This is a genomic window from Methylophaga sulfidovorans, assembly GCF_900114205.1.
GTDB lineage: Bacteria > Pseudomonadota > Gammaproteobacteria > Nitrosococcales > Methylophagaceae > Methylophaga > Methylophaga sulfidovorans.
Window position 1 is genome coordinate 1 of sequence record NZ_FOSH01000003.1, and the last position, 24,373, is coordinate 24,373.

General features: G+C 43.7%; 23 protein-coding genes, 2 tRNA genes and 1 CRISPR repeat array. Of the genes, 22 read left to right on the forward strand and 3 right to left on the reverse strand.

What is annotated here, in order from left to right; all coding sequences use genetic code 11:
• The first annotated feature begins 135 nt into the window (after nt 1-135).
• From BM232_RS02630 to BM232_RS02685, 12 genes are all read left to right on the forward strand, one after another.
• The gene (locus BM232_RS02630) at nt 136-1,098 is read left to right on the forward strand and encodes a helix-turn-helix transcriptional regulator (protein WP_091711643.1); all 963 of its coding nucleotides are present in this window, start codon (nt 136-138) and stop codon (nt 1,096-1,098) included.
• A gap of 60 nt (nt 1,099-1,158) precedes the next feature.
• Nucleotides 1,159-3,858: a CRISPR-associated helicase Cas3' gene (cas3, locus tag BM232_RS02635; protein WP_218153284.1), complete on the forward strand. Its 2,700-nt coding sequence runs from the start codon at nt 1,159-1,161 to the stop codon at nt 3,856-3,858.
• Nucleotides 3,855-5,465: a type I-E CRISPR-associated protein Cse1/CasA gene (gene casA / locus BM232_RS02640; RefSeq protein ID WP_091711644.1), complete on the forward strand. Its 1,611-nt coding sequence runs from the start codon at nt 3,855-3,857 to the stop codon at nt 5,463-5,465. The genes cas3 and casA overlap by 4 nt, the downstream gene beginning before the upstream one ends.
• A complete protein-coding gene (gene casB, locus BM232_RS02645; protein WP_091711645.1) occupies nt 5,458-5,997 on the forward strand; it encodes a type I-E CRISPR-associated protein Cse2/CasB in 540 nt (179 codons plus the stop codon). The genes casA and casB overlap by 8 nt, the downstream gene beginning before the upstream one ends.
• 20 nt (nt 5,998-6,017) lie before the next feature.
• Complete coding sequence (cas7e, locus tag BM232_RS02650) at nt 6,018-7,079, forward strand: type I-E CRISPR-associated protein Cas7/Cse4/CasC (RefSeq protein WP_091711646.1); 1,062 nt, start codon at nt 6,018-6,020, stop codon at nt 7,077-7,079.
• Nucleotides 7,080-7,089: 10 nt separating this feature from the next.
• The gene (cas5e, locus tag BM232_RS02655) at nt 7,090-7,887 is read left to right on the forward strand and encodes a type I-E CRISPR-associated protein Cas5/CasD (RefSeq protein ID WP_091711647.1); all 798 of its coding nucleotides are present in this window, start codon (nt 7,090-7,092) and stop codon (nt 7,885-7,887) included.
• Complete coding sequence (cas6e, locus tag BM232_RS02660) at nt 7,887-8,663, forward strand: type I-E CRISPR-associated protein Cas6/Cse3/CasE (RefSeq protein ID WP_091711648.1); 777 nt, start codon at nt 7,887-7,889, stop codon at nt 8,661-8,663. The genes cas5e and cas6e overlap by 1 nt, the downstream gene beginning before the upstream one ends.
• Before the next feature lie 33 nt (nt 8,664-8,696).
• Entirely contained in the window at nt 8,697-9,188 is a 492-nt protein-coding gene (locus BM232_RS02665) for a KilA-N domain-containing protein (protein ID WP_091711649.1), read from the forward strand.
• Entirely contained in the window at nt 9,181-10,110 is a 930-nt protein-coding gene (cas1e, locus tag BM232_RS02670) for a type I-E CRISPR-associated endonuclease Cas1e (protein ID WP_091711650.1), read from the forward strand. Before BM232_RS02665 ends, cas1e begins: the two co-directional genes overlap by 8 nt.
• Nucleotides 10,111-10,113: 3 nt before the next feature.
• The gene (gene cas2e / locus BM232_RS02675) at nt 10,114-10,416 is read left to right on the forward strand and encodes a type I-E CRISPR-associated endoribonuclease Cas2e (protein WP_040576246.1); all 303 of its coding nucleotides are present in this window, start codon (nt 10,114-10,116) and stop codon (nt 10,414-10,416) included.
• Nucleotides 10,417-10,498: 82 nt separating this feature from the next.
• A CRISPR array of direct repeats spans nt 10,499-10,892; the repeat unit is 28 nt; unit sequence GTGTTCCCCGTGCCCACGGGGATGAACC.
• A 156-nt stretch (nt 10,893-11,048) separates the two neighbouring features.
• On the forward strand, nt 11,049-11,327 hold the full coding sequence (locus BM232_RS02680) for a type II toxin-antitoxin system RelE/ParE family toxin (RefSeq protein ID WP_007145595.1): 279 nt from the start codon (nt 11,049-11,051) through the stop codon (nt 11,325-11,327).
• Complete coding sequence (locus BM232_RS02685) at nt 11,327-11,641, forward strand: HigA family addiction module antitoxin (protein ID WP_007145594.1); 315 nt, start codon at nt 11,327-11,329, stop codon at nt 11,639-11,641. The genes BM232_RS02680 and BM232_RS02685 overlap by 1 nt, the downstream gene beginning before the upstream one ends.
• A 511-nt stretch (nt 11,642-12,152) precedes the next feature.
• Here the strand turns inward: BM232_RS02685 and BM232_RS02690 are convergent.
• Nucleotides 12,153-12,228, reverse strand: a tRNA-Asn gene (locus BM232_RS02690).
• A gap of 63 nt (nt 12,229-12,291) precedes the next feature.
• The gene (locus BM232_RS02695; protein WP_091711651.1) at nt 12,292-13,476 is read right to left on the reverse strand and encodes a pyridoxal phosphate-dependent aminotransferase; all 1,185 of its coding nucleotides are present in this window, start codon (nt 13,474-13,476) and stop codon (nt 12,292-12,294) included.
• A gap of 78 nt (nt 13,477-13,554) precedes the next feature.
• Between BM232_RS02695 and uvrB the strand changes: the two genes are divergently transcribed.
• The 10 genes from uvrB to BM232_RS02745 all read left to right on the forward strand — a co-directional run bounded on the left by uvrB (nt 13,555) and on the right by BM232_RS02745 (nt 23,044).
• Nucleotides 13,555-15,567, forward strand: a complete 2,013-nt coding sequence (gene uvrB / locus BM232_RS02700) for an excinuclease ABC subunit UvrB (protein ID WP_091711652.1) — start codon at nt 13,555-13,557, stop codon at nt 15,565-15,567.
• Between the two features lie 49 nt (nt 15,568-15,616).
• Nucleotides 15,617-15,693, forward strand: a tRNA-Val gene (locus BM232_RS02705).
• A gap of 73 nt (nt 15,694-15,766) precedes the next feature.
• Complete coding sequence (gene thrS / locus BM232_RS02710; RefSeq protein ID WP_091711653.1) at nt 15,767-17,692, forward strand: threonine--tRNA ligase; 1,926 nt, start codon at nt 15,767-15,769, stop codon at nt 17,690-17,692.
• 3 nt (nt 17,693-17,695) lie between these two features.
• Nucleotides 17,696-18,214: a translation initiation factor IF-3 gene (gene infC, locus BM232_RS02715; protein ID WP_091711654.1), complete on the forward strand. Its 519-nt coding sequence runs from the start codon at nt 17,696-17,698 to the stop codon at nt 18,212-18,214.
• A gap of 34 nt (nt 18,215-18,248) precedes the next feature.
• On the forward strand, nt 18,249-18,446 hold the full coding sequence (rpmI, locus tag BM232_RS02720; protein ID WP_007145589.1) for a 50S ribosomal protein L35: 198 nt from the start codon (nt 18,249-18,251) through the stop codon (nt 18,444-18,446).
• 16 nt (nt 18,447-18,462) lie between these two features.
• Complete coding sequence (rplT, locus tag BM232_RS02725; RefSeq protein ID WP_091711655.1) at nt 18,463-18,822, forward strand: 50S ribosomal protein L20; 360 nt, start codon at nt 18,463-18,465, stop codon at nt 18,820-18,822.
• Nucleotides 18,823-18,928: 106 nt separating this feature from the next.
• The gene (pheS, locus tag BM232_RS02730; RefSeq protein WP_091711656.1) at nt 18,929-19,966 is read left to right on the forward strand and encodes a phenylalanine--tRNA ligase subunit alpha; all 1,038 of its coding nucleotides are present in this window, start codon (nt 18,929-18,931) and stop codon (nt 19,964-19,966) included.
• 16 nt (nt 19,967-19,982) lie between these two features.
• Nucleotides 19,983-22,358 (forward strand): phenylalanine--tRNA ligase subunit beta, encoded by a 2,376-nt coding sequence (gene pheT, locus BM232_RS02735; RefSeq protein ID WP_091711657.1) that lies wholly within the window; start codon nt 19,983-19,985, stop codon nt 22,356-22,358.
• Nucleotides 22,359-22,398: 40 nt separating this feature from the next.
• Complete coding sequence (gene ihfA / locus BM232_RS02740; protein WP_091711658.1) at nt 22,399-22,695, forward strand: integration host factor subunit alpha; 297 nt, start codon at nt 22,399-22,401, stop codon at nt 22,693-22,695.
• Nucleotides 22,679-23,044, forward strand: a complete 366-nt coding sequence (locus BM232_RS02745) for a MerR family transcriptional regulator (protein WP_091711659.1) — start codon at nt 22,679-22,681, stop codon at nt 23,042-23,044. The genes ihfA and BM232_RS02745 overlap by 17 nt, the downstream gene beginning before the upstream one ends.
• A 142-nt stretch (nt 23,045-23,186) precedes the next feature.
• Here BM232_RS02745 and BM232_RS02750 read toward each other — a convergent pair whose 3' ends face one another.
• Nucleotides 23,187-24,179 (reverse strand): HpcH/HpaI aldolase/citrate lyase family protein, encoded by a 993-nt coding sequence (locus tag BM232_RS02750; RefSeq protein ID WP_091711660.1) that lies wholly within the window; start codon nt 24,177-24,179, stop codon nt 23,187-23,189.
• Nucleotides 24,180-24,373: the final 194 nt, after the last annotated feature.

The window sequence follows — 24,373 nt, forward strand, 5'->3', positions numbered from 1 at the left end:
CAATTAATCGCTGTTGCTTGTACCAGCTCAATCGGCTTTTTCTCATGCTCAGATAATACCTTTTTAAGTATTATCTGGATCAGCCCCTAAATTTATTAATTCACTTATCATATTAAGTGAATTTTGGGAGACCTCATGGACATAGAGAGAGTCTTTGCATTACATAAGTTTTTCTCCTGCCGACGTTATCCGGCGCCGTTAGATGACATTCTCGATCATTTAGACATCAGCAAAAATACCTTTCATATTGCGCGTAACTTCATGTGTGATGTATTAGGGGCACCGATAAAGAATCAAAGAGGTTTGGGGTATTTCTATGATCTGCAAGAGGATGAAACATATGAATTACCTGGACTTTGGTTTAGCGGAAAGGAGATTGTTTCTCTCGCCATATTGGAACAGTTAAACGAAACGCTTCAGCCTGAAGTTATCAAACAACTATTGCAGCCGATTTCAGAGCGGCTCAAACAACTGCTACAAAAGCAGAATATCACCCAGCAAGACTGGCAAAACCGGATTAAGGTTGCCAGCCAATGGCAACGACTTTGTGAACCCGAGCATTTTGCCAATGTGGCACATGCACTGCTTACCCGGCAACAACTTGAAATTGACTATTGGCACTGGCGAACAGGTGCCACCAACAAACGTATTATCAGCCCACAACGTTTGATTTATTACCGTGATAACTGGTACCTCGATGCATGGTGTCATCAAAAACAGGCATTACGTACCTTTCTGCTAGATGCCATTCGTCAGGCTAATCAGCTTGAATTTACTGCGGTAAGTATTGAGGCCAAACAGCTCGATGCCCATGTTATGCCTGGTTATGGCATTTTTTCCGGACAAGTGCAGGGTATAGCTCAACTAAAATTTTCTGCAAAAATTTCCAGACGCGTCAGCCGTGAAAGCTGGCATCCTAATCAACTCAGTGAGTGGACTGATGCCGGAGAGTACCTGTTGTCAATCCCATATAGTGATACCCGTGAACTGGTGCGAGACATACTGCATTTTGGCAGTGATATTGAAGTGCTTACGCCCGAAACACTTCGACATGAAATAAAACATGAACTGGAAATAACATTAAAAAAATATGTGTAAGTCTCAGGATTTAGGACTTAAGCCTGAGAAGATGGCAATATCAAAATTGGAAATATAATTGTGACTGACATACCTGCTTATTTTCGTTATTGGGGCAAAGCCAAAAAAGATCCTGAACAATCAGGCCCAGCCTACCACTTGTTGCCTTATCATTGTCTGGATGTAGCGGCGGTGGGATTTTGGCTGTTAGAGCCCGATAAAGAACTCTGCCAACGCTTGGCTTCACGGTTGTCTCTATCGCCAGAATGGCTACAGCAATTTTTTGTATTCTGTTTAATGCTTCATGACCTCGGGAAATTTTTGAGAGGATTTCAAGGTTTGGTTCCTCATATGTCACCCAAATTGGTAGAGCCTGACTCACGCTGTGATTATCTGGTGCGTCATGATGCATTGGGGATTGGTTTGTGGATAAAAGTACTTGAAAAACAGCTTGAAGATCTGATTTCTAAACATGAGCTTTCTTTGCTGAGGCCTTGGCTTGAGATTGTTTTTGGGCATCATGGGCAACCACTGGAAACTAGCAAGGCCAAAAAGGCTGTACGCAGCCATAGTCTGGAAGAGGATGAAATAGCAGCAGAAGCGTTTGTTCGAGCAGTTATCAACGAATGGATGCCTGATCTAGAACCTCTTGAAGCCATAGATAAAAGTAGCTTTAAACTCGCTTCGTGGCAGTTGGCTGGGGTTGCTGTTTTAGCTGACTGGTTAGGCTCGGATCAACAACATTTTCTCTATAGCGATACGGAAACCTCACTAACAACATACTGGCAATCGGTGGCTCTTCCATCTGCTGAACAGGCATTGGCATCGGCTGCCTTTTTACCCAAAAGCATTCGTCCCTTTAATTCAATAACCGATCAATTTGATTTTATTACTTCGCCGACACCGCTACAGAACTATGCGCAGACAGTTGCATTAGAAGCGGAACCGCAGCTGTTTATTTTAGAAGATGTGACTGGTGCGGGGAAAACAGAAGCCGCAATGGTTCTTGTGCATCGGTTGATGGCTCAGGGGGTAGCAAAAGGGCTTTATGTTGGCTTGCCGACTATGGCAACTGCCAATGCTATGTATGAACGTTTATCAAAAAGCTACCAGTCATTGTATGGTGACGAAGTGTTACCTTCAATCGTCTTGGCTCATGGGGCCAGCAAGCAGTCGGAAGCATTTCAGCAGAGCATCAACTTGAGTGAACAACTGACAGATAAGCAGTACGACCACGACGATGTATCTGCCAGTGCATATTGTAATCAGTGGCTGGCGGACAGTCGTAAGAAAGCACTGCTGTCAGATGTTGGAGTTGGCACAATTGATCAAGCATTATTAGGTGTTTTGCCGGCTCGACATCAATCTCTGCGATTATTGGGATTGGCCGATAAAGTATTACTGGTTGATGAAGTTCATGCTTTTGATCCATACATGCAGCGATTATTGGAATCTTTGATTCAAGCTCATGCTGCTCAGGGTGGATGCACTATTTTATTATCTGCAACATTGCCATTTTCATCTCGCCAGCGTTTTGTTCAAGCCTTTCAGTTGGGTGGAGGCTGGAATATCAATGAACAGAGGCTTCCGGTTATTCAAGAAAAAGATGCCTATCCTTTAGTTACACAAGTTAGGCAAGGAGTTATCAAAGAAGAAGCCGTTGAAACACGCCAGTCTGTTTGCCGAACAGTAAAGATGAGCAGACTACCTGATGAAAATGAGGTAATGGAGAAAATCAAAACTGCAGTGGAGCAGGGACAATGTGTCTGTTGGATAAGAAATACAGTCAAAGATGCCCGTGAAAGCTACCAGAGATTAACGGATGAAGAATGGCTTGCCAAGGATAAGCTGACACTATTCCACAGTCGTTATGCCATGATTGATCGGCAAGCTATTGAACGGGATGTGTTAGCACGGTTTGGGAAAGAGTCAGCTCAAGTAGAACGGGACGGCCAAGTGTTAATCGCAACTCAGGTGGTTGAGCAAAGTCTTGATTTGGATTTTGATGTCATGATTACCGATTTGGCTCCCATTGATTTGATTATACAGCGTGCGGGTCGTTTACAAAGGCACACTCGTGATAGCACTGGCAATGTAATCAGTGGCTCTGAACAACGTGCTACACCTTGTTTGTATGTGTTATCACCCGATCCCGAGTTGGTGGAAAATTCACAATGGCTCACGCAGACCCTTCCAGGAACGGCATATGTTTACCCAGATATTGGTAAGTTGTGGCGGAGTATTTTGCAGTTGCAAAAACGAGGTAGTTTTACCATGCCAACTGATGCCAGAGATTTGATCGAGTCAGTATATGGGATAGATGCTGTTGATATTCCTGAATATCTAGAGCACGCCTCAATGGAAGCTTTCGCTGAACAGAAAGTTCAGCGAAGTATGGGGGAATTTAACCTGCTTTGTATGGAGCGTGGCTATAGCTACAAAAGTGCAGCTCACAACAGTGGCTGGGATGAGGATATTCATATACCCACTCGCTTAGGTGCAGAGACAGTGGATGTTGTGTTGGTAAAAGAAGTGGAGGGCAAGTTACAACCCTATGCAGATAGCGGTGCTTATCTCTGGGCGCTGAGCCAAATCAAAATACCTAAAGCTGAGTGGAAAAAGGCTGAAAAGCTGATTTCCCCTGAATGGAAGCAAAGGATAGATACGCTTAAAGAGCAGGTGTCGGCGCTAAAGTGGCTAGAAATCTGGCCATTGGTAGCTGAATTGCAGTCTGTTTATGATGAAAAAGATGGTTGGAATTTTGGGAAGGAGGCGTTATGAACTTGATTGAAGATGCATGGATACCTGTTGTTCGACAGGATGGCACAAAAGAAAAAATTGCACCGTGGCAAATAGTTGAAATCGATAATCCGGTTATTGATATTGTCGCTCCACGAGCTGATTTTTATGGCGCGATGTACCAGCTCTTAATCGGCTTGTTGCAAACAATTCTCCCCCCTATTGATGAAGATGAATGGTTTCAGTATTCGGTAAGCCCTTCGAGTGAAGATGAAGTAAAGGAAAAATTTGGAAGGTTTTCGGGTGCTTTTGAGTTCAGTAAAAAATCAGGTCCTAGATTCTTACAAGATTTTGATTCGTTGGGTGGAGAGCTAAAAGGTGTTGCCTCGTTATTGATCGAAGCTCCAGGAGGAAAGACATTAAAAGACAATCTCGATCATTTTGTAAAAGGTGGGCAAGTTGAAAAAATCTGCGAATCTTGTGCTGCCATTGCGTTATTTACCTTGCAAACAAATGCCCCCTCCGGTGGTGTTGGGCATCGTGTGGGGTTAAGGGGTGGTGGGCCGATGACTACCTTGGTGATGCCTCAATCAGACCACGCTACTCTTTGGCAAAAGCTGTGGCTTAACATCCTGCCACAAGAGGACTTTTCTTCGGCTTCGAATGGATTGAATTCGTTGATATTCCCTTGGCTGGCACCTACCCGAATTTCTGATAAAACTGGTGTTAATACAACACCAGAGGACGTTAACCCTTTGCAAATGTACTGGGGAATGCCTCGTCGTATTCGTTTTGATTTCGATAACTTACAGACAGGATGTTGCGATATATGTGGCGAAAAAAACGAACATTTGCTTAGTCATTTCGAAACGAAAAACTATGGCATTAACTATGAAGGACCCTGGGTGCATCCGCTTACACCTTATCGCATTGATCCAGAAAACAAAGAACCACCTTTAAGCCTGAAAGGTCAGCAAGGTGGCTTGGGGTATCGCCACTGGTTAGGTTTTGTCTGGCAGGATGACAGTAATGGTGACAGGGCGGCAAGAGTGATACGTTCCTTTAACGAAGAAAAAATTGAGCTGCTTCAATATCAAGGAAAAGACGTTATAGATGTGGCTCGTCTGTGGTGCTTTGGCTACGACATGGACAACATGAAAGCACGTTGTTGGTATGAGCAGAAGATGCCACTTATTTATGTTGATAAAGACTATCGTGAGGAATTTGTAAGCTTTGTACAGAGTATGGTTCAGAGCGCCAAGGAGGTGGTTTCTACATTGCGTGGTCAGATAAAACAAGCCTGGTTTTCCCGGCCTAAAGACGCCAAAGGCGATACCTCAATGATTGATTATGATTTTTGGCAGGCAACAGAGGCGGACTTTTACAAGCAACTTTATGTGTTGTCTGCTCAACCAGCTCATACCCGTTTTATGCCGCCGGATGTGGCAAAGCAGTGGGTTAATAAGATAAGGAACGCGGCATTTGAGGTTTTTGACTACTGGGTTATGGAAGGCGATACAGAAGATATGGATATGAAACGGATTACTCGGGCCCGTACAGATTTGAATAAAAAACTCTACTCAATAAAGTCTTTGAAATCATTAGATCAGTCAGCCGTGATGAAGGATAAGGAGGTGGCCAATGGCTAACAGGCGTTATATTAGTGAAGCAGATGCAGAAAAATTAAAAAGCTGGTGGTCGTGGCTAGATGAAAACCGTGGAGATCGGGCATCTTTGCGGAGGGCTGAAAACCCCGATGATATTTTACTAACGCCTGCTTTTGCCCATTTTTTGCAGCAAATGCCCTCACGTTGGACTGCTGGCGAAGCGGTCTTGCCCATAACAGATGCAGCCATGGTGGCTGCTGTTCTCTCACGGGTAAAAAATCTAGATGACAGCAAGTCCTTTGCAAAAGCACTGGCATCCCCTAAAGAGGGCGGTTCAAAAGCTGTTATGTCAGAACTGCGTTTTCAGCAGTTGCAAAAAAGCCGCACACCAGAAGATTTTTTTCGTCGGGTTTGTCGTGCTGTTGCGTTATTAAATGGCAAGGCCAATATTGCTGACCTGGCAGATTCGATTCTGCATTGGTTACATGAATTCCGTACCGCACCAGCTAGTAAACCTCAACAACGCCTGGCAGTGAAATGGGCCAGCGAATATTACTCAGTCTATAAAGATTAACTGTATCAAGGAGCACGATAATGAGCCGTTTTCTTCAATTACATTTGTTAACTTCTTACCCACCTGCCAATCTGAACCGTGATGATATGGGCCGTCCAAAAACGGCAAAGATGGGTGGCACAGATCGCTTACGGGTGTCGTCACAAAGTCTGAAACGCAACTGGCGAACATCTGAGCTGTTTCAGTCTGCCTTAGCCGGACACTTGGGTACGCGTTCAAAAATATTGGGCATTAAGATCTATGAAAAGCTAATCGGGGCTGATATTGCCGAGAAGAAAGCACGTCAATGGGCTCAAGAAATTTCTGGTCAATTCGGAAAGATGAAAAAAGTTGATAAGAGTGACCCTAATGCAGATCTTGAAATAGAACAACTGGTTCATATCAGTTTGTCAGAACAGCAAGCGATTGATGATTTGGTGGCTACCTTGATCACTGAAGAGCGTGAACCCACTAAAGAAGAATTAGAGTTACTGCGAAAAGAGGATATGTCGGTGGATATCGCTTTGTTTGGTAGAATGTTGGCATCTAAACCTGCCTTTAATGTTGATGCTGCTTGCCAAGTAGCACATGCGATTTCTGTTCACCCTGTTGTGATTGAAGACGACTATTTCACTGCTGTTGATGATTTAAACGATCACAGTGAAGATGCTGGCGCCGCCCATATTGGTGAAACGGGGTTTGCGGCTGGCCTGTTTTATTCCTATATCTGCATCAATAAAGAACAATTGGTTGAGAACCTGAATGGTGATGAAGCATTGGCTAATAAGGCGATTTCTGCATTGACTGAAGCTGCTGTAAAAGTTGCACCGGAAGGAAAACAAAATAGTTTTGCCAGTCGGGCTTACGCTTCCTATGTATTGGCTGAAAAGGGCGAACAACAACCTCGATCGTTATCAGTGGCTTATCTGAAACCTGTTAGTAAAAATGCTGAAGATTATGGTGATGAGGCGATTAAAGCTTTGAAAAAACAATGTGATAATTTCGATACTGTCTATGGTGATTGTGCAGATGCTCGCTACGATATGAATGTCCCAGAAGGCAAAGGAAGTTTAAAAGAGTTGCTTGCTTTTATTTCCGAGTAAGGAGACGGCTATGGAATATTTGGTCTTCAGACTGTATGGATCTATGGCGAGTTGGGGGGAGATTGCTGTTGGTGAAATGCGACATAGCAGCAATTATCCCAGCAAGTCGGCTATTGTTGGTTTACTCGGAGCGGCTCTTGGTCTTCGGCGGGAAAATGATGATGCACATATGAATCTGACGAATACGTATCAGCAAGCTGTTAAGGTGCTGAGTGCTGGACGGTTGTTGAAAGACTACCATACGGCGCAAGCGCCAGATTCTGTTGGTAAATTTCATTATCGAACTCGACGTGATGAAATCGTGACCGGACATGAACGTTTGGGGACCGTATTATCCACTCGTGAATATTACGTTGATGCTCAAGCCGTGGTGGCAATACGAGCAAATGAACAGGCTAAGTGGCCGTTGGCTGAACTACAGCAGGCTTTGCGTAATCCCAAGTTTCACCTTTATTTGGGCCGTAAATCATGCCCATTGGCGGCGCCGCTAGATCCAAAAATTATTGAAGCAGATGGTTTTTTGCGGGCGCTGGAAAACTATGCAGTTCAGCCACTGCTTTATAGCTCACCAGATAAACCTCTTCCAGAATGGATGAGTGAAACGCGTTGGTTACCACAGGACTCCTTATCTCGCTATTACTGGGAAGGAAATATCAGTGATTTTGCCAAAGAGGAGGGTGGTTTTTCAAAACAACAAGTACAGCAATTAACGCGTCATGATAAGCCGTTATCCCGTCAACGCTGGCAATTCCAACAACGTAAAGAATATTGCTGGATGAATGATGCCGATTTGGCTAAGGAGGCCTGATGTATCTTTCCAAAATCGCCTTGAACCCATCGATAGCACAGGAATCACAACTCGGATTGATTCTAAAAGATCGTAGTTACGGAATGCACCGTCTGTTATGGGATTTATTTGAACAAGGAGAGCGCTTCTTATTTCGTGAAGAGAGCCAGAGAGAGCAATTGAGCGCGCCACGTAATCTTCCGCTTTACTATGTACTTTCAAAATCTGAACCAAAGCATGATTCACTGATATTTACTATTGAGTCAAAGCAGTTTCAGCCGTGTTTGTCTGACGGCGATCAATTGGCTTTTCGCTTACGAGCTAACCCAACGGTATCGAAATCCCTGGAAGGGAAAAAGAACTCCGTTCGTCATGATGTGGTGATGAATGCGCAGTCAGAATGGTTAAAACAAGCGAATGAAAGTCGTGGCTTACCCATTGAAGGGAGAAAAGGAGAACTGAAAAAGCGCTTGCTTACACATCAAGATTTTGTCGATACAAAAGGAAGGAAGTATCTCGATGAGGCGCTAAAAAACGAAATGGATAATGCGGCAAAACACTGGTTATCAAGTCGTGGTGAAAATATGGGGTTTGTGCTTTCTGGAAAAAGTCTACAAGTAAGCAGTTACCGCTGGAATGCTCTTCCTGAAAAAGGACGACATGCTGGGTTTAGTAGTATGGATTACGAAGGTATTTTAACCGTCAGTGACCCCGATAGATTTATTGATCAACTTTATACAGGGTTTGGTCCAGCTAAAGCCTTTGGCTGCGGTTTGATGCTCATTCGTCGTTTATAAAATGGATGCGACTTTTTACTCAAGGACGAATAGATGAAACCTAAGCTAACAGTTCTGGAGCGGAATGTTGCCACGCTCACCAAAGATGGCATCGAATATATCTGTATTACCGATATCGCTCGATACAAAAACAGTGAAAGAACAGATGACCTCATTCGTAATTGGCTAAGGAGTCGCAACATCATTGAATGTTTGGGTATTTGGGAACGATTAAATAACCCTGCCTTTAAATCCGTCGAATTCGACGGGTTTAAAAAGGAAGCTGGGTTAAAGAGTTCTACATTAACTCCCAAACAATGGCGAGAATCTAATTCGGATACAAAAGGTAATATGCGTGATCACGCTAATCTGCATCAGTTGGTGTGTTTGGCCAACTTGGAGTCGTTGAATGCCCATATTATCGAGCAGAAAAAGGGGCAGTCTGAACGTCTTGTCAGACTGAATGAAGTAGCGATCCGGCAGATGCAGATTTTATTGTCGAATGAAAATGCCCTGATGCTTCAAGGGGACAGTAACAATGGCTGACCCATCTTCCTATCTTCCATTGAAGCCGATCCCGATGAAAGATCGGGTTTCTATGATTTTTCTTCAATATGGCAAGGTTGATATTAAGGATGGCGCCTTTGTTTTGATAGATAAAAATGGTGTCCGCACACATATTCCTGTTGGTGGTATTGCCTGCATTATGTTGGAGCCGGGCACCCGAGTTTCCCATGCTGCTGTTCGTCTGGCCGCACAGGTTGGCACTTTATTAGTTTGGGTCGGCGAAGCTGGCGTGCGGTTATATGCCTCTGGACAACCAGGTGGCGCTCGCTCTGACCGTTTGCTGTATCAGGCAAAACTGGCGTTAGATGATAGTTTGCGACTTAAAGTTGTTCGAAAAATGTATGAGTTACGCTTCGGAGAGGTACCACCGCAACGCAGGAGTATTGAACAATTACGAGGTATAGAAGGCGCGCGAGTTCGCAATACTTATAAATTATTGGCAAAACAATACGGCGTTAAATGGTATGGCCGTCGTTATGATCCAAAAGATTGGGAAGCGGGCGATGTGGTTAACCAATGTTTGAGTGCTGCTACAGCCTGTTTATACGGCATTACCGAAGCGGCGGTGCTCGCAGCAGGTTATGCGCCAGCGGTAGGTTTTATTCATACAGGTAAGCCTCTCTCCTTTGTTTACGATATCGCTGATATTTTTAAGTTCGATAATGTCGTGCCATTGGCGTTTCGAATCGCATCCCAAAACCCAACGCATCCAGATAAACAAGTCAGGCTTGCATGTCGTGATTTATTTCGAGAACAGAAAGTCCTCAGAAAGATTATTCCGCTTATTGAAGAGGTGCTTGCTGCAGGTGAAATTTCGCCGCCTGAACCAGCCCCTGAGTCAGTACCTCCAGCGATACCCAATGCCGAACATATTGGTGATGAAGGTCATAGAAGTGAGTAAACAATGGCTATGACAGTCGTTGTCACTGAAAACATTCCTCCTAGACTGCGAGGGCGACTTGCTGTTTGGCTTTTGCAAGTCAGAGCTGGGGTTTACGTTGGTGATGTTTCCAGACGAATTAGAGAAATGATCTGGCAACAGTGTGAAGTGTTTTGTGATGAAGGCAATATCGTTATGGCATGGGCCACCAATACCGAATCAGGGTTTGATTTTCAAACGCTAGGACAAAATAGACGAATACCTATAGAAATGGATGGCTTAAGACTGGTTTCTTTTTTGCCCGTGGATGAAAAAGACGCTCTTTAACAAAATGGAAAATAAAACTATTTCAGTTGGTAGAAAATAAATTGTAGAAATTTATTTGGTAAATCAATTGTGTACAATAAGTGTGTTCCCCGTGCCCACGGGGATGAACCGCATTAATCATCGGTGATGACGTGGAATGGTTGGTGTTCCCCGTGCCCACGGGGATGAACCAAAGTTGAGATAACAGGTTCGGCTGAGAATCGCGTGTTCCCCGTGCCCACGGGGATGAACCGCGGCCATCTTCATCGAGGACTTGCGGCGTGGGGTGTTCCCCGTGCCCACGGGGATGAACCGACCATAAACTCAGCGATATCAAAAGCCGCTCTGTGTTCCCCGTGCCCACGGGGATGAACCGTTTAGCTAAGAACTTATCTGCTACGTCCTGATGTGTTCCCCGTGCCCACGGGGATGAACCGCTTTTACCAGCTGGTGGACGTATCGGTGTGGTGTGTTCCCCGTGCCCACGGGGATTAAGCTGCAATCAAGTTCTATATAGTTAGATACCACCTCTGACGATGTTTTGGTACATCGAGAATAAGTCTACAAATGCATTTAAAAAGAATGAAAAAATAGTTAATGGTTATATTTATTGCGTGTTGCGCAATGAGGTATTTTTATGAGATAATTATTACATGATTAAAAGTTTTAAACATAAAGGTCTAAAAAAATTTTTCCTAACAGGTAGCGTTGTTGGGATTCAACCAAACCACTCAGCAAGGTTGCGAGATATACTTGCATTTCTTGATACTGCTGATTGTATAGAAGATATGGACCTGCCCGGTTATCACCTGCACCCGTTAAAAGGGGATAGAGCAGGGGAACATTCAATAACGGTTTCCGGTAATTGGCGAATTGTTTTTGAGTTTATCGACGGTGACGCTTATTTAGTTAATTATGAGGATTATCACTAATGACTTTACAACAATTTAACCCACCCCATGTTGGCGAATTGATCCAACGTACATATATTGATCCCTTCGATAAGGTATCTGCAAATAAAATTGCTGAAGCTTTAAAAGTAAGCCCCAGTACATTCAATAGACTGTTGAACGGTAAGTCTGACTTATCACCAGAAATGGCTGTCAGACTTTCGATTGTGTTAGGGCGTAGTGCAAAAAGCTGGATGAGACTACAGGAAAACTATGATTTGTGGCAGGCTAGTCTAAAAGTAGACACAAAACAGCTCAAAAAATTTGATTTTGAAGTGTTGGCAGAAGCAATCTAAAGAGTGATTAAATGTTATCTGGTTTAAATCTGACTTATGCTCCGTGCCTATGGGAATAAACCTAAGTTAACGACTATCGATGACCTCTTCTTATGACTTTGGGAGTTAGAGCTTTCTGTATGGGGTTATGTTAATTAAGTGCGGATTATCTTTCATCACTTTAAAAAATGAACTCTGAGACTGGGAACAGTGGTGATGACATGTGCCAGTGTATGGAAAAATGTAGGTTAATAATTGCTTATGTTAGTGGAAGCCCTCACTCCTGATGTGCCAGGCGGGCAGCGAATTAGATACCATCAGAGCACATTCTCGTATCTTTACGCCAAAAGATAGACTATCGTCTTTAAGGTGGTTATGGTACAGATTACAGCTAATAATTTGTAAATAATTGCGCAATACCTGAGTGCCTTGCTTCACTGTAGATAACTGGCAATCACTGTGAGAAGTTACACCTGAGTTACACTGAAACAAAAAAGCCTCAGAGCATGAAACTCTGAGGCTTTGTATTCTTTGGCTCCCCGAGCTGGACTCGAACCAGCGACCCAATGATTAACAGTCATTTGCTCTACCAACTGAGCTATCGGGGAACAGAAAGATGGCTATTCTAGTGGCTTGACCTGTGTAGGTCAAGCCTAAATTTGAATAATTTTCTATGCAATAAATTCGGCGATACGAATCAGTGCGTTACGGAGATTGTCTTCGCTGGTAGCGATTGACAGGCGAATATGATTTTTCAATCCAAACGCTGTTCCTGGGACAACCGCTACACCTTTTTCAACCAATAAAGCTTCAGCAAAGTCCATATCATCGTTAAGGTCAGGCTTGTTTTCCAGTACACCAGCGATGCTTGGGAAAACATAAAAAGTGCCGTCAGTTTCTAATGAATCAACGCCAGGCATTTTGTTTAATTCAGCTACAACAAAATCATGACGTTTTTTGAATTCGGCCAGCATGGTTTTGATGCATGACTGATCACCATTCAATGCTTCCACAGCCGCTGCCTGAGAGATAGATGCCGGGTTGGATGTACTTTGCGATTGTACTTTTTTCATTGCAGCAATCAGTGGTGCTGGACCCGCTGCATAACCAATACGCCAGCCAGTCATTGAATACGCTTTTGAAACGCCATTCATGACCAGTGTTCTTTCATATAGATCCGGGCAGGCATTCAAAATATTGCAGAACGGTTCATCAGCCCAGTAGATATGTTCGTACATATCATCAGTGGCAATAAGAATGTTTGGGTGTTTGCGTAATACTTCACCCAGTGCTTCAAGCTCTTTCAAGCTGTAAGCCATGCCTGTTGGATTAGATGGGCTATTGATAACGAACAGTTTGGTTTTATCAGTAATAGCCGCTTCAAGTTGTTCAGGTGTGATTTTGAACTGATTTTCCTGACCCGCTTCGATAATAACCGGCACACCGTCAGCAAGTAGTGTCATATCAGGGTATGATACCCAATATGGTGCTGGAATGATGACCTCATCACCTGCTTCAATAAAGGCTTGAGCCAGGTTGAAAAAGCTTTGTTTTCCACCGACGGAAACTAAGACTTGATTCGCGGCATACTCGAGCCCATTATCTCTTGAGAACTTTTTGATGATGGCATCTTTCAAATCTGCTGTGCCATCTACTGGCGTGTATTTTGTTTTGCCGCCGTGGATAGCTTCAATGGCAGCTTGTTTGATGTGTTCAGGAGTATCGAAGTCGGGTTCGCCTGCACCCAGACCAATAACATCTTTGCCTTCGGCTCTCAGCGCAGCAGCGCGTGCTGTGATAGCCAAAGTCGGAGACGGTTTGATGTTTTGAACACGTTGGGAGAGCTTGATAGTCAAAATCTTTCCTTCATTTAACACGGTAAATTGATAAATATCTCAATAATATACGCCAAACATAATCGATGCTAAAGACGTATGAGTAAACATTTTCAGCTAGTCAGCGAATTTTCTCCCGCCGGAGATCAACCAACCGCAATCAAGACTTTGATTGAAGGCTTGGAAAACGGTGAAATGTGGCAAACCCTGCTTGGGGTAACAGGTTCAGGTAAAACGTTTACCATTGCCAATGTTGCGCAAGCTCTGGGCCGACCGCTAATGGTTCTGGCACCGAATAAGACACTAGCCGCGCAATTATATAGTGAGATGAAAGACTTTTTCCCCAACAATGCGGTGGAATATTTTGTCTCCTATTATGATTATTATCAGCCGGAAGCCTACGTACCATCTTCAGATACTTTTATAGATAAGGATGCGTCGGTTAACGAGCAGATTGAACAAATGCGTTTGTCGGCAACCAAAGCCATGTTGGAAAGACGGGATGCGATTATCGTGTCCAGTGTGTCCTGTATATATGGTTTGGGTGAAAAAGATGCCTACCTTGAGATGGTTTTACATTTGGTGCAAGGTGATGTCATCAGTCAGCGGAATATTTTGCGACGTCTGACTGAGCTGCAATACAGCCGCAACGATGTTGAACTGCATCGTGGTACTTATCGGGTCAGAGGGGAGGTTATTGATATCTTCCCGGCAGAATCTGAACGTGATGCCGTCAGAGTGGAGTTATTTGACGATGAAGTTGAGCAGATAAGCTATTTTGATCCACTCACTGGTGAAATCCTGCAAAGGCTAGGTCGTATTACCATTTACCCCAAAACGCACTATGTCACACCGCGCGAAAATATATTGAAAGCCGTTGATGCAATCAAAGAAGAGTTAAAAGAACGGCTGGAACATTTGAATGCCGATAATAAGTTGGTGGAAGCACAGCGTTTAGAACAACGCACCCGCTTTGATATCGAAATGTTACTGGAGCTTGGCTATTGCAACGGCATTGAAAACTATTCCAGACATTTATCAGGACGTAGTCCGGGAGAAGCTCCCCCGACCTTATTCGATTACCTGCCAGATGATGCCATTCTGGTGATCGACGAAAGCCACGTTATGGTGCCGCAAATTGGTGCTATGTATAAAGGTGATCGTTCCAGAAAAGAGACTCTGGTCAATTATGGTTTCCGTTTGCCTTCTGCTTTAGATAACCGACCTTTGATGTTTGAAGAATGGGAAAAGTTAGCCCCACAAACCATCTTTGTCTCAGCCACACCGGGCAAATATGAAAATGAACACTCCAGCACGATTGTTGAACAAGTGGTCAGGCCAACAGGGCTTGTCGATCCACAAGTGGAAATCAGACCAGTAGGGACGCAAGTGGACGATGTCTTGTCTGAAATTAATAAGCGTGCTGCCATTGGTGAGCGGGTATTAATTACTACGCTAACTAAACGCATGGCAGAAGATCTGACCGAGTATTTACGTGAGCACAATGTCAAAGTGCGTTATCTGCATTCTGATATCGATACCGTAGAGCGGGTCGAGATTATTCGTGATTTACGGCTCGGTGAGTTTGATGTGCTTATCGGTATCAACTTATTACGAGAAGGTTTGGATATACCGGAAGTTTCATTAGTAGCAATACTGGATGCAGATAAAGAAGGCTTCCTTCGCAGCGATCGATCTCTTATTCAAACAATAGGGCGTGCTGCCAGAAACCTGAATGGTCGAGCTATTTTGTATGCCGATGAAATCACCGGCTCTATGAGACGTGCGATTGATGAGACTGACCGTCGTCGGGAAAAACAGATTGCCTATAATGAAGAACATGGCATTACGCCTCAGGGCATCAAAAAAGCCATTCGAATGGGGATGGACGAGGCAATGTCCAAACCGGCTAACGACAAACATGCCGCAGAAGTTGCCAAAGAGCAAGCCAAGTACGCCGCACTTACACCGCAGCAACTGGCTAAACGTATTCAGCAGATTGAAAACGCCATGTACAAACACGCGCAAAACCTTGAATTTGAAGAGGCTGCCAAGTTGCGTGATGATCTGGAACATCTACGTAAGGTCGCGCTGGGCCCAGCAGTTATCTAAAGGGCTTGCAATCTGTCGGTAGCTGCGTATAATTTCGCAGCTTCACGGCAGGCACGTAGCTCAGTTGGTTAGAGCACCACCTTGACATGGTGGGGGTCGGTGGTTCGAATCCACTCGTGCCTACCAGTATATTCAAAAGCGCTCAGGCGCTTTTTTGGTTTTTAAGGCCCTTTGTATCGGCCACAACCAGGATTTCATAATGATTTCAGTAACACTTCCCGATGGCTCTCAACGCCAATTTGATCATCCCGTTTCTATCCATGATGTTGCCGCTGATATTGGTACAGGCTTAGCTCGTGCTGCGTTAGCAGGGAAAGTTGATGGCAAGCTGGTTGATACGTCATTTGTCATTGACCACGATGCCGAGGTAGCTATTATCACCGAGCGTGATGAAGATGGCCTGGATGTCATTCGTCACTCTACATCGCATCTAATGGCTCAGGCTGTGAAGCAGCTTTATCCTGAAGCTCAGGTCACCATCGGCCCCGTTATTGAAGACGGCTTCTATTATGACTTCTCCTATAAAGAAGCATTTACGCCGGATGATTTAGACAAAATCCAGAAGCGTATGGAAGATATTGTAAAACAAGATCTTCCTGTGGTTCGTGAAGAAATTTCTCGTGATGCGGGTATCGAATTATTCCGTGACATGGGTGAAGTCTATAAAGCTGAAATCCTGGAAGATATTCCACAAGGCGAAACTTTATCGGTTTATCGCCAAGGCGATTTTGTCGATTTATGCCGTGGTCCACACGTTCCTAGTACTGGTAAATTAAAAGCCTTTAAATTGATGAAGCTGGCCGGTGCTTATTGGCGCGGTAATTCTGATAATGAAATGTTGCAGCGTGTTTATGGCACGGCCTGGCAAGATAAAAAAGCGCTTAAAGCGTATTTACATCGTCTGGAAGAAGCTGAAAAGCGTGACCATCGTAAAATTGCCAAGAACCTCGACTTATTCCATTTACAGGAAGAAGCGACCGGAATGATCTTCTGGCACGATAATGGTTGGCGCATTTACCGTGTGGTTGAAAACTATATTCGTGACGTTTTACGTGATAACGGTTATCAGGAAGTGCGCACACCTCAGGTTGTTGATCGTACTTTATGGGAAAAGTCTGGTCACTGGGACAAATTCGGTGACATGATTTTCACTACGCATTCTGAAAATCGTGACTATGCCGTCAAACCAATGAACTGCCCTTGTCATATTCAGATTTTTAATCAAGGTCTGAAAAGTTACAGAGACTTACCTTTGCGTATGGCTGAATTTGGTTCATGTCATCGTAACGAACCATCAGGCACCTTACATGGCCTGATGCGTTTGCGCGGATTTACCCAAGATGATGCGCATATTTTCTGTACTGAAGATCAAATTCAATCAGAAGTCGCTACTTTCATCGAATTATTACATGAGGTTTATGCTGACTTCGGATTTAATGAAATCATCGTTAAATTATCGACTCGCCCTGAAAACAGAGTGGGTAGTGATGAGGTATGGGATAAGGCTGAACATGCTTTAGAACAAGCATTAAATGCCGCAGAACTGGACTGGGATTTACAGCCGGGTGAAGGTGCATTCTACGGACCAAAGATTGAGTTCTCATTAAAAGATTGTCTCGGTCGTGTGTGGCAGTGCGGTACTATTCAGGTTGACTTCTCTATGCCTGGACGTCTGGATGCGGCATATGTCGCAGATGATGGCAGTAAACAAGTGCCCGTTATGCTGCATAGGGCAATCCTTGGCTCATTAGAAAGATTCATCGGTATCCTAATAGAAGAGTATGCTGGTGCATTCCCAACATGGCTTGCACCTAAGCAAGTTGTTGTAATGGGAATCAGTGATAAACAATCTGAATATGTCAGAAATATCACCAACAATTTGCAGAAACAAGGATTTAGAGTCGATTCGGACTTGAGAAACGAGAAGATTGGCTTTAAAATACGCGAGCACACTTTACGTCGTGTACCATACTTAATTGTTGTGGGTGAACGTGAAGCAGAAAATAATGCCGTGGCAGTACGCACTCGAAAAGGCGAAGACCTAGGTGCAATGCAACTTGAGGACTTTGTTGGCTTGCTACAGAACGATGTTGCGAGTCGCGGTCGAATAATTATAGAGGATTAGAACATCGCTACAGATCAAAAAAGGCTGAATGGAGAAATCACAGCCAAAGAAGTACGATTAACAGATTCTAATGGTGAGCAAGTTGGCATCGTGACGCTGAGAGACGCGTTAGAACGAGCCGAACAAGCTGATCTGGATTTGGTGGAAATTGCGCCACAAGCGTCTCCACCAGTGTGCCGTATCATGGATTACGGTAAGTTTTTGTTTGAAGAAGGCAAGCAGAAAGCGCTAGCTAAAAAGAAACAAAAACAAATTCAGGTGAAGGAAGTTAAATTCCGACCTGGAACAGAAGAAGGGGATTATCAGGTAAAACTACGCAACCTGATACGTTTCCTAGAAAGCGGGAACAAAACTAAAGTCAGCCTCCGATTTCGTGGACGTGAAATGGCGCATCAGGACTTGGGTCTTAAGCTACTCGAACGAGTTGCAGAAGATCTTAAAGACCTGTCTAGTGTTGAACAACGACCTAAGAAAGAAGGGCGTCAAATGATTATGGTTTTGGCTCCTAACAGTAAAAAATAACTATATAAACTTTCAATGCGGAGTTGTTAATTCAATGCCTAAATTAAAAAACCATAGTGGTGCTGCTAAGCGTTTTAAACGCACTGGTAGCGGAAAATTCAAGCGCTCACAAGCTTTCACCAGTCATATCCTGACCAAAAAAAGCACTAAGCGTAAACGTCAATTACGTTCTACTCTGACAATCTGTAAAGCAGATCACATGTCAGTTCGTAAGATGTTGCCTAACCTGTAATTGAGGGAGTTTTCTAATGCCTAGAGTAAAACGCGGCGTCACAGCACGTGCTCGCCATAAAAAAGTTCTTGATCAAGCTAAAGGTTATTACGGTCGTCGTAAGAACGTATACCGTGTAGCTGTCCAAGCTGTCACAAAAGCAGGTCAATATGCTTATCGTGACCGTCGCCAGAAAAAACGTAATTTCCGTACTTTATGGATTGCACGTATCAATGCTGCTGCACGTGAGTGCGGAATGTCTTACAGCAGAATGATCGATGGTCTGAAAAAAGCCTCTATCGAAATTGATCGTAAAGTGTTGGCCGATATCGCTGTACATGACGAAGCTGCATTTGCTGCACTTGCAGAAAAAGCGAAAGCTGCACTGGCAAACTAAATCGTTGGTTTATTGATTAAACCTACGTGTTTGCATGTAAGTAGAAAAGGGCCGCCAAAACGGCCCTTTTTTGTTTCTGAATATTGTTCCTCAGACGGGGGTAATAATGGCTGAACTGGACACACAGTTACAAGCTTTAAACGACATTGTTGAGTCTGCTAAAACGGCAATTGCAGAAGCGAATGATAATCGGACTTTAGATAATGTTCGCGTTGAGTTTTTAGGTAAAAAAGGCAAAATCACAGCCTACCTGAAAGGGTTAGCTAATGTGGGCGTTGAAGAGCGTCCTGTTATTGGTAAATCGGTAAATATTGCCAAACAAGATGTTTCTGCATTGATCGACGCTAGAAATAAAACCTTGTCTGAAATGGCGATGCAAGCTGCTTTAGCCGCAGAAACAGTCGATGTTACATTACCAGGTCGTAATAGTGAGATTGGTGGTTTACACCCGGTAACACGCACATTACAACGTATTGAACGTTACTTTAAGAATATTGGCTTTGATGTCGCTGAAGGCCCTGAAATTGAAGATGGTCATCACAACTTTACCGCCCTCAATATTCCTGAGCATCATCCTGCTCGTGCCATGCATGACACATTTTATTTTGATGCCGATAAATTATTAAGAACACATACCTCACCGGTTCAAATCCGTGTGATGGAAGAAGAACAGCCACCATTACGTTTGATTGCGCCGGGCAGAGTTTATCGCTGTGACTCAGACTTAACGCATACGCCGATGTTTCACCAGATTGAAGGTCTGATGGTGGATGAAAATATCAGCTTTACTGATCTGAAAGGTATTTTGTCAGACTTCCTGCAGGCATTCTTTGAGAAACCATTAAAAGTACGTTTTCGTCCATCCTATTTTCCGTTCACTGAGCCTTCAGCTGAAGCGGATATTGAGTGCGTTATCTGTGGTGGTGAAGGATGTCGCGTATGTAGTCATACAGGTTGGATTGAAATACTCGGCTGCGGCATGGTTCATCCAAATGTATTCAAACACGTCAACATTGATAGTGAAAAGTATCTGGGCTTTGCATTTGGCTTAGGTGTTGAGCGTATGGCGATGTTGAGATACGGCGTTAATGACTTACGTATGTTCTTTGAAAACGATTTACGTTTCCTGAAACAATTCAGTTAAGCGACGAGATAAGACAATGAAGTTTAGTGAAAAATGGTTACGAGAGTGGGTAAACCCTGCACTTGATACAGATGCTTTAGTAGAGAAACTCACTGGTGCTGGTCTCGAAGTTGATGCTTTAGAGGCTGTGGCAGGTGATTTTTCAGGCGTCGTTGTGGGACAAGTGACCTCTGTCACGCCGCATCCTGATGCCGATAAATTACGTCTGACAAAAGTGAATGTGGGTAGCGATGAGTTACTGGATATTGTCTGCGGTGCAAGCAATGTTCGTGAAGGACTAAAAATTCCAGTTGCTGTGATTGGTGCTGTTTTACCCGGTAATTTCAAAATTAAACAAGCCAAACTGCGTGGTGTGCCATCGTTTGGTATGTTGTGCTCATCAAAAGAGTTAGGCCTGACGGAATCGGCTGATGGTTTGATGGAGCTTGCTGATGATGCACCTGTTGGCGAAGATTTCCGTGTTTATCTGGATTTAGATGACCAGGCGATTGATATCGATCTGACACCAAACCGTAGTGATTGTTTGAGTGTGGCTGGTGTAGCACGTGAAGTGGGCGTACTGACCTCAGAAGATATTAAGGCTGTCGCATGTGAAGCTATTAGTGCTACATCTTCTAAGACGTTTGACGTTAAGGTTGAAGCAACCGCTGCCTGTCCACGATATCTGGGACGAGTCATCGAAAATATTAATCCTGCAGCGGAAACACCTGTGTGGATGCAAGAGAAGCTTCGCCGTAGTGGTTTAAGAAGTTTAGGTCCTGTGGTTGATGTGACCAACTATGTCATGCTTGAATTAGGGCAACCTATGCATGCCTTTGATCTGGATAAGATCGAACAAGCTATTAATGTGCGTTTATCTCAACAGGGTGAAAAACTGACCTTGTTAGACGGACAAGAAATTGAAACGCAGGCCGGGACTTTATTAATTTCTGACTCAACGAAACCGCTCGCGCTTGCGGGTGTGATGGGCGGAAAAGAGTCTGCTGTCAGTTCACAAACAACATCTTTATTTTTAGAAGCCGCGTTTTTTGCACCTGAAGCGATCGCTGGTAAAGCACGCAACTACGGTTTGCATACCGACTCATCGCATCGTTTCGAGCGCGGTGTTGATCCTGAATTAGCTAACTCAGCGATGAACCGGGCTACGGCTTTATTGCTTGAAATTGTGGGTGGTGAAGCGGGTCCTGTTATTGAACAATGCAGTGAAAAAGATTTACCGGAGATAGCCAGCATTCATTTACGAGCAGACAGAATCAAACGCGTGCTCGGGCTAGAATTAGATAAAGAAACGGTGTCTGAACAGTTAACACGCTTAGGTCTCGTTGTCAAAGATGTCGATGGTGGCTGGCAAGTATCGGTGCCTTCGTTCCGTTTTGACCTGTCTATTGAAGTTGATTTAATAGAAGAGTTAGGGCGTCTGTATGGTTACGATAAATTGCCAAATACACGACCTCAGGGAACAGTATTAACTACCAACATTACTGAAACATTGACACCTGTTGAGCGTTTACAGAACGTATTAGTGGACCGTGGTTATTATGAGGCCGTAACCTACAGTTTTGTAGAACCTAAAATTCAGCAATTACTCGCTGAAGACACATCCGCGCCTATTAAATTAGCCAATCCGATTTCAGCTGATCTGTCAGTGATGAGAACATCACTATGGTCAGGCTTAGTGCAAGCTATGGTTTATAATGCCAATCGCCAGCATGAACGGATTCGTCTGTTTGAAGTAGGACGTGTATTTAAAGGTACGCTGGAGAATATTGAGCAGCATCGTCAAATTGGTGGTTTGATCTATGGTAGCCAATATGCCGAGCAATGGTCTCAAAAGCCGCGGAATGTCGATTTTTTTGATATCAAATCGGATGTTGAAGCGCTGCTCAAACTGGGCGGTGGTCAAATAACATTTGAAGTCGAGTCTCATCCGGCATTGCATCCTGGGCAGTCTGCACGTGTTTATAAAAATGGCAAAGCTATAGGGTGGCTGGGGGCTTTACATCCAAAATTGAATAAACCACTCGATATTGATGGCAAGGTTTATGTGTTTGAATTAAGCTTGTCTGACGTACTTGATACAGATGTACCAGAATTCGAAACGCTATCAAAATTCCCTGCATTACGTCGTGATTTGGCATTATTGGTTGATGATGCAATTAGTGCCGGTCAAATCGAAGATTGCCTGAGGGAGATCGATTCTGATATTCTTAAGTCATTTCAATTATTTGACGTATATAGTGGAGATGGAGTCGAGCTTGGTAAGAAGAGTTTGGCAGTAGCCTTTATACTCCAGCATAAAGAACGAACTTTAACAGATGATGAAGTCGACTCATTGCTGAATAATGTGACAGAAGCCCTGGCGCAAAAACTTCATGCAACGATAAGATCTTAAAATCGTTTAATAACACAATAAGAATTAATTTGAGGTAGACATGGCACTGACTAAGGCCGATATGACAGAACAGTTGTACGACGAATTAGGTTTCAATAAACGTGAAGCAAAAGAATTAGTTGAAATGTTTTTTGAAGAAATTCGTACGGCACTAGAAAAAGGTGAACAAGTAAAGTTATCTGGTTTTGGTAATTTCGAGTTAAGAGATAAAAGTGAAAGGCCTGGCCGTAACCCAAAAACTGGTGAAGAAATCCCAATAACAGCCCGTCGCGTGGTCACGTTCAGACCCGGACAAAAATTGAAGGCAAGGGTGGACAATTATGCTGGAAGCAAGTAACAACAACGAACTCCCTGTAATACCTGCAAAACGTTATTTCACCATTGGTGAAGTGAGTGAACTATGTGGTGTAAAACCGCATGTTCTAAGATACTGGGAACAAGAGTTTTCACAACTCAAGCCGGTTAAACGTCGAGGTAATCGTCGTTATTATCAACGGCATGATGTGGTGTTGATTCGCGAGATTCGTGGCTTGTTATACGAGCAAGGCTTCACCATTGGTGGCGCCAGACAGCAACTGGAAACCGATGCAAAAACAAGTTCTACTGCCGAAAATCAAACAGATCAGAAGCAGATTGTACGAGAGCTACTAAAAGAGCTTGAAGAACTAAGAACATTTTTAAATTAGGTTTCTCACCGCTTAAAAAAAGGCCCATGTAAGATTGCTTACATGGGCTTTTTTGTATTCAACTCATTGTCATTGGTACTTGTTATCTGGCTTGCCTTGGTTAACCTGCCTTCTAGCAGAGCCATCTTTTCCAAACGACCGTTTAATTAAAAAAACGCTGTTGTGCATCAATTGGCAGAGCGGTACCTGAAACATGCGCCTGCTGCAGTTGTTGCCAGTAGTAACGATACGAAGCTTTATCATATAACGTATCGTCCAGACGTATTGGTGCCCAGCTGTTCTGTTGTGCCGTGAGTAAAATATCAGTGGCAAGCTGGAGTTGCTCAAAACTGGCAGACATGGCCTCAATGATCGCTTTGATCTGAACGGGATGAACACTCCACATCCGCATAAAACCAAATTGATGACGCGCGCGGTAGGCATCGTCAAAGGTTTTTTGGGCATCTTTAATAGCAAGGGTGACATTGTGTGAGGGGATACAGCCAGCGGCTACGGCGGCGCTTACTATTTCTGTTTTGGCTCTGACAATCAGTGCATGTTCAAATTGCGCCGGACTATACATAGCATCATGTCTGATGGCACCTTGATGCGCACTGATAAAGTCCATAATGCCAAAATCCAGCACTTGCACAGGTTCTATCGCTGCAATTTGATGGATATCTCTTAATGCACCGTGTGTTTCGATTAAAATATGTATCGCAGGTATAGCTTTTAGATGGTATTTGTCACAAGCTTGCTGAATATATTCAATCATGACCTCAACATCTTCCGCATTATTTGCCTTTGGAATCGTAAGGTAACGAATATTCTCTCTTGCTCCAGATAACAAAATATCGACTTCTTGTTGCCATACAGGATGCTCACGGCCATGAATACGGACGCCGGACATGTGATGAATATTGTGCTCACTGTTGAGAATCTCAACAAGCATATTGGCATGTTGTATTTCTTCTCCCGAAGCCGCACCGTCTTCACAATCACAGGTAATATCGAAAACAGGACCGTATTCAGACTGAAGTGAGAACGCTTTTAATAATATATGGCGATTACCTGCAAAATGTTCACAGGCGGGGATTAACGGGAGTGGAGCTGCTTCATTGTGAAGCGCTTCATTAGGATGGATAAATACATTCATTAATATATATGCCTTTCATATCCTGGTTTCATATCACTATCTACTCGGATGTGCGCCATGTTTAAACTGAATAATATAACGATTAAGTCTGGTTTTTCGTGTAAAAAGATGCGATTATTCACGGTTTTGATTGCCGTATTTTAGTATCGAAAGCGACGCAGATAGTCTTTTTCCTCACTAAATTTATATATACG

Bases quoted from the DNA above. Each gene is read 5' to 3' on its own strand.
- BM232_RS02630 (WP_091711643.1), top strand. From the start codon at position 136: ATGGACATAGAGAGAGTCTTTGCATTACATAAGTTTTTCTCCTGCCGA.
- casA (WP_091711644.1), top strand. From the start codon at position 3,855: ATGAACTTGATTGAAGATGCATGGATACCTGTTGTTCGACAGGATGGC.
- casB (WP_091711645.1), top strand. From the start codon at position 5,458: ATGGCTAACAGGCGTTATATTAGTGAAGCAGATGCAGAAAAATTAAAA.
- cas7e (WP_091711646.1), top strand. From the start codon at position 6,018: ATGAGCCGTTTTCTTCAATTACATTTGTTAACTTCTTACCCACCTGCC.
- cas5e (WP_091711647.1), top strand. From the start codon at position 7,090: ATGGAATATTTGGTCTTCAGACTGTATGGATCTATGGCGAGTTGGGGG.
- cas6e (WP_091711648.1), top strand. From the start codon at position 7,887: ATGTATCTTTCCAAAATCGCCTTGAACCCATCGATAGCACAGGAATCA.
- BM232_RS02665 (WP_091711649.1), top strand. From the start codon at position 8,697: ATGAAACCTAAGCTAACAGTTCTGGAGCGGAATGTTGCCACGCTCACC.
- cas1e (WP_091711650.1), top strand. From the start codon at position 9,181: ATGGCTGACCCATCTTCCTATCTTCCATTGAAGCCGATCCCGATGAAA.
- cas2e (WP_040576246.1), top strand. From the start codon at position 10,114: ATGGCTATGACAGTCGTTGTCACTGAAAACATTCCTCCTAGACTGCGA.
- BM232_RS02680 (WP_007145595.1), top strand. From the start codon at position 11,049: ATGATTAAAAGTTTTAAACATAAAGGTCTAAAAAAATTTTTCCTAACA.
- BM232_RS02685 (WP_007145594.1), top strand. From the start codon at position 11,327: ATGACTTTACAACAATTTAACCCACCCCATGTTGGCGAATTGATCCAA.
- uvrB (WP_091711652.1), top strand. From the start codon at position 13,555: ATGAGTAAACATTTTCAGCTAGTCAGCGAATTTTCTCCCGCCGGAGAT.
- thrS (WP_091711653.1), top strand. From the start codon at position 15,767: ATGATTTCAGTAACACTTCCCGATGGCTCTCAACGCCAATTTGATCAT.
- rpmI (WP_007145589.1), top strand. From the start codon at position 18,249: ATGCCTAAATTAAAAAACCATAGTGGTGCTGCTAAGCGTTTTAAACGC.
- rplT (WP_091711655.1), top strand. From the start codon at position 18,463: ATGCCTAGAGTAAAACGCGGCGTCACAGCACGTGCTCGCCATAAAAAA.
- pheS (WP_091711656.1), top strand. From the start codon at position 18,929: ATGGCTGAACTGGACACACAGTTACAAGCTTTAAACGACATTGTTGAG.
- pheT (WP_091711657.1), top strand. From the start codon at position 19,983: ATGAAGTTTAGTGAAAAATGGTTACGAGAGTGGGTAAACCCTGCACTT.
- ihfA (WP_091711658.1), top strand. From the start codon at position 22,399: ATGGCACTGACTAAGGCCGATATGACAGAACAGTTGTACGACGAATTA.
- BM232_RS02745 (WP_091711659.1), top strand. From the start codon at position 22,679: ATGCTGGAAGCAAGTAACAACAACGAACTCCCTGTAATACCTGCAAAA.
- BM232_RS02750 (WP_091711660.1), bottom strand. From the start codon at position 24,179: ATGAATGTATTTATCCATCCTAATGAAGCGCTTCACAATGAAGCAGCT.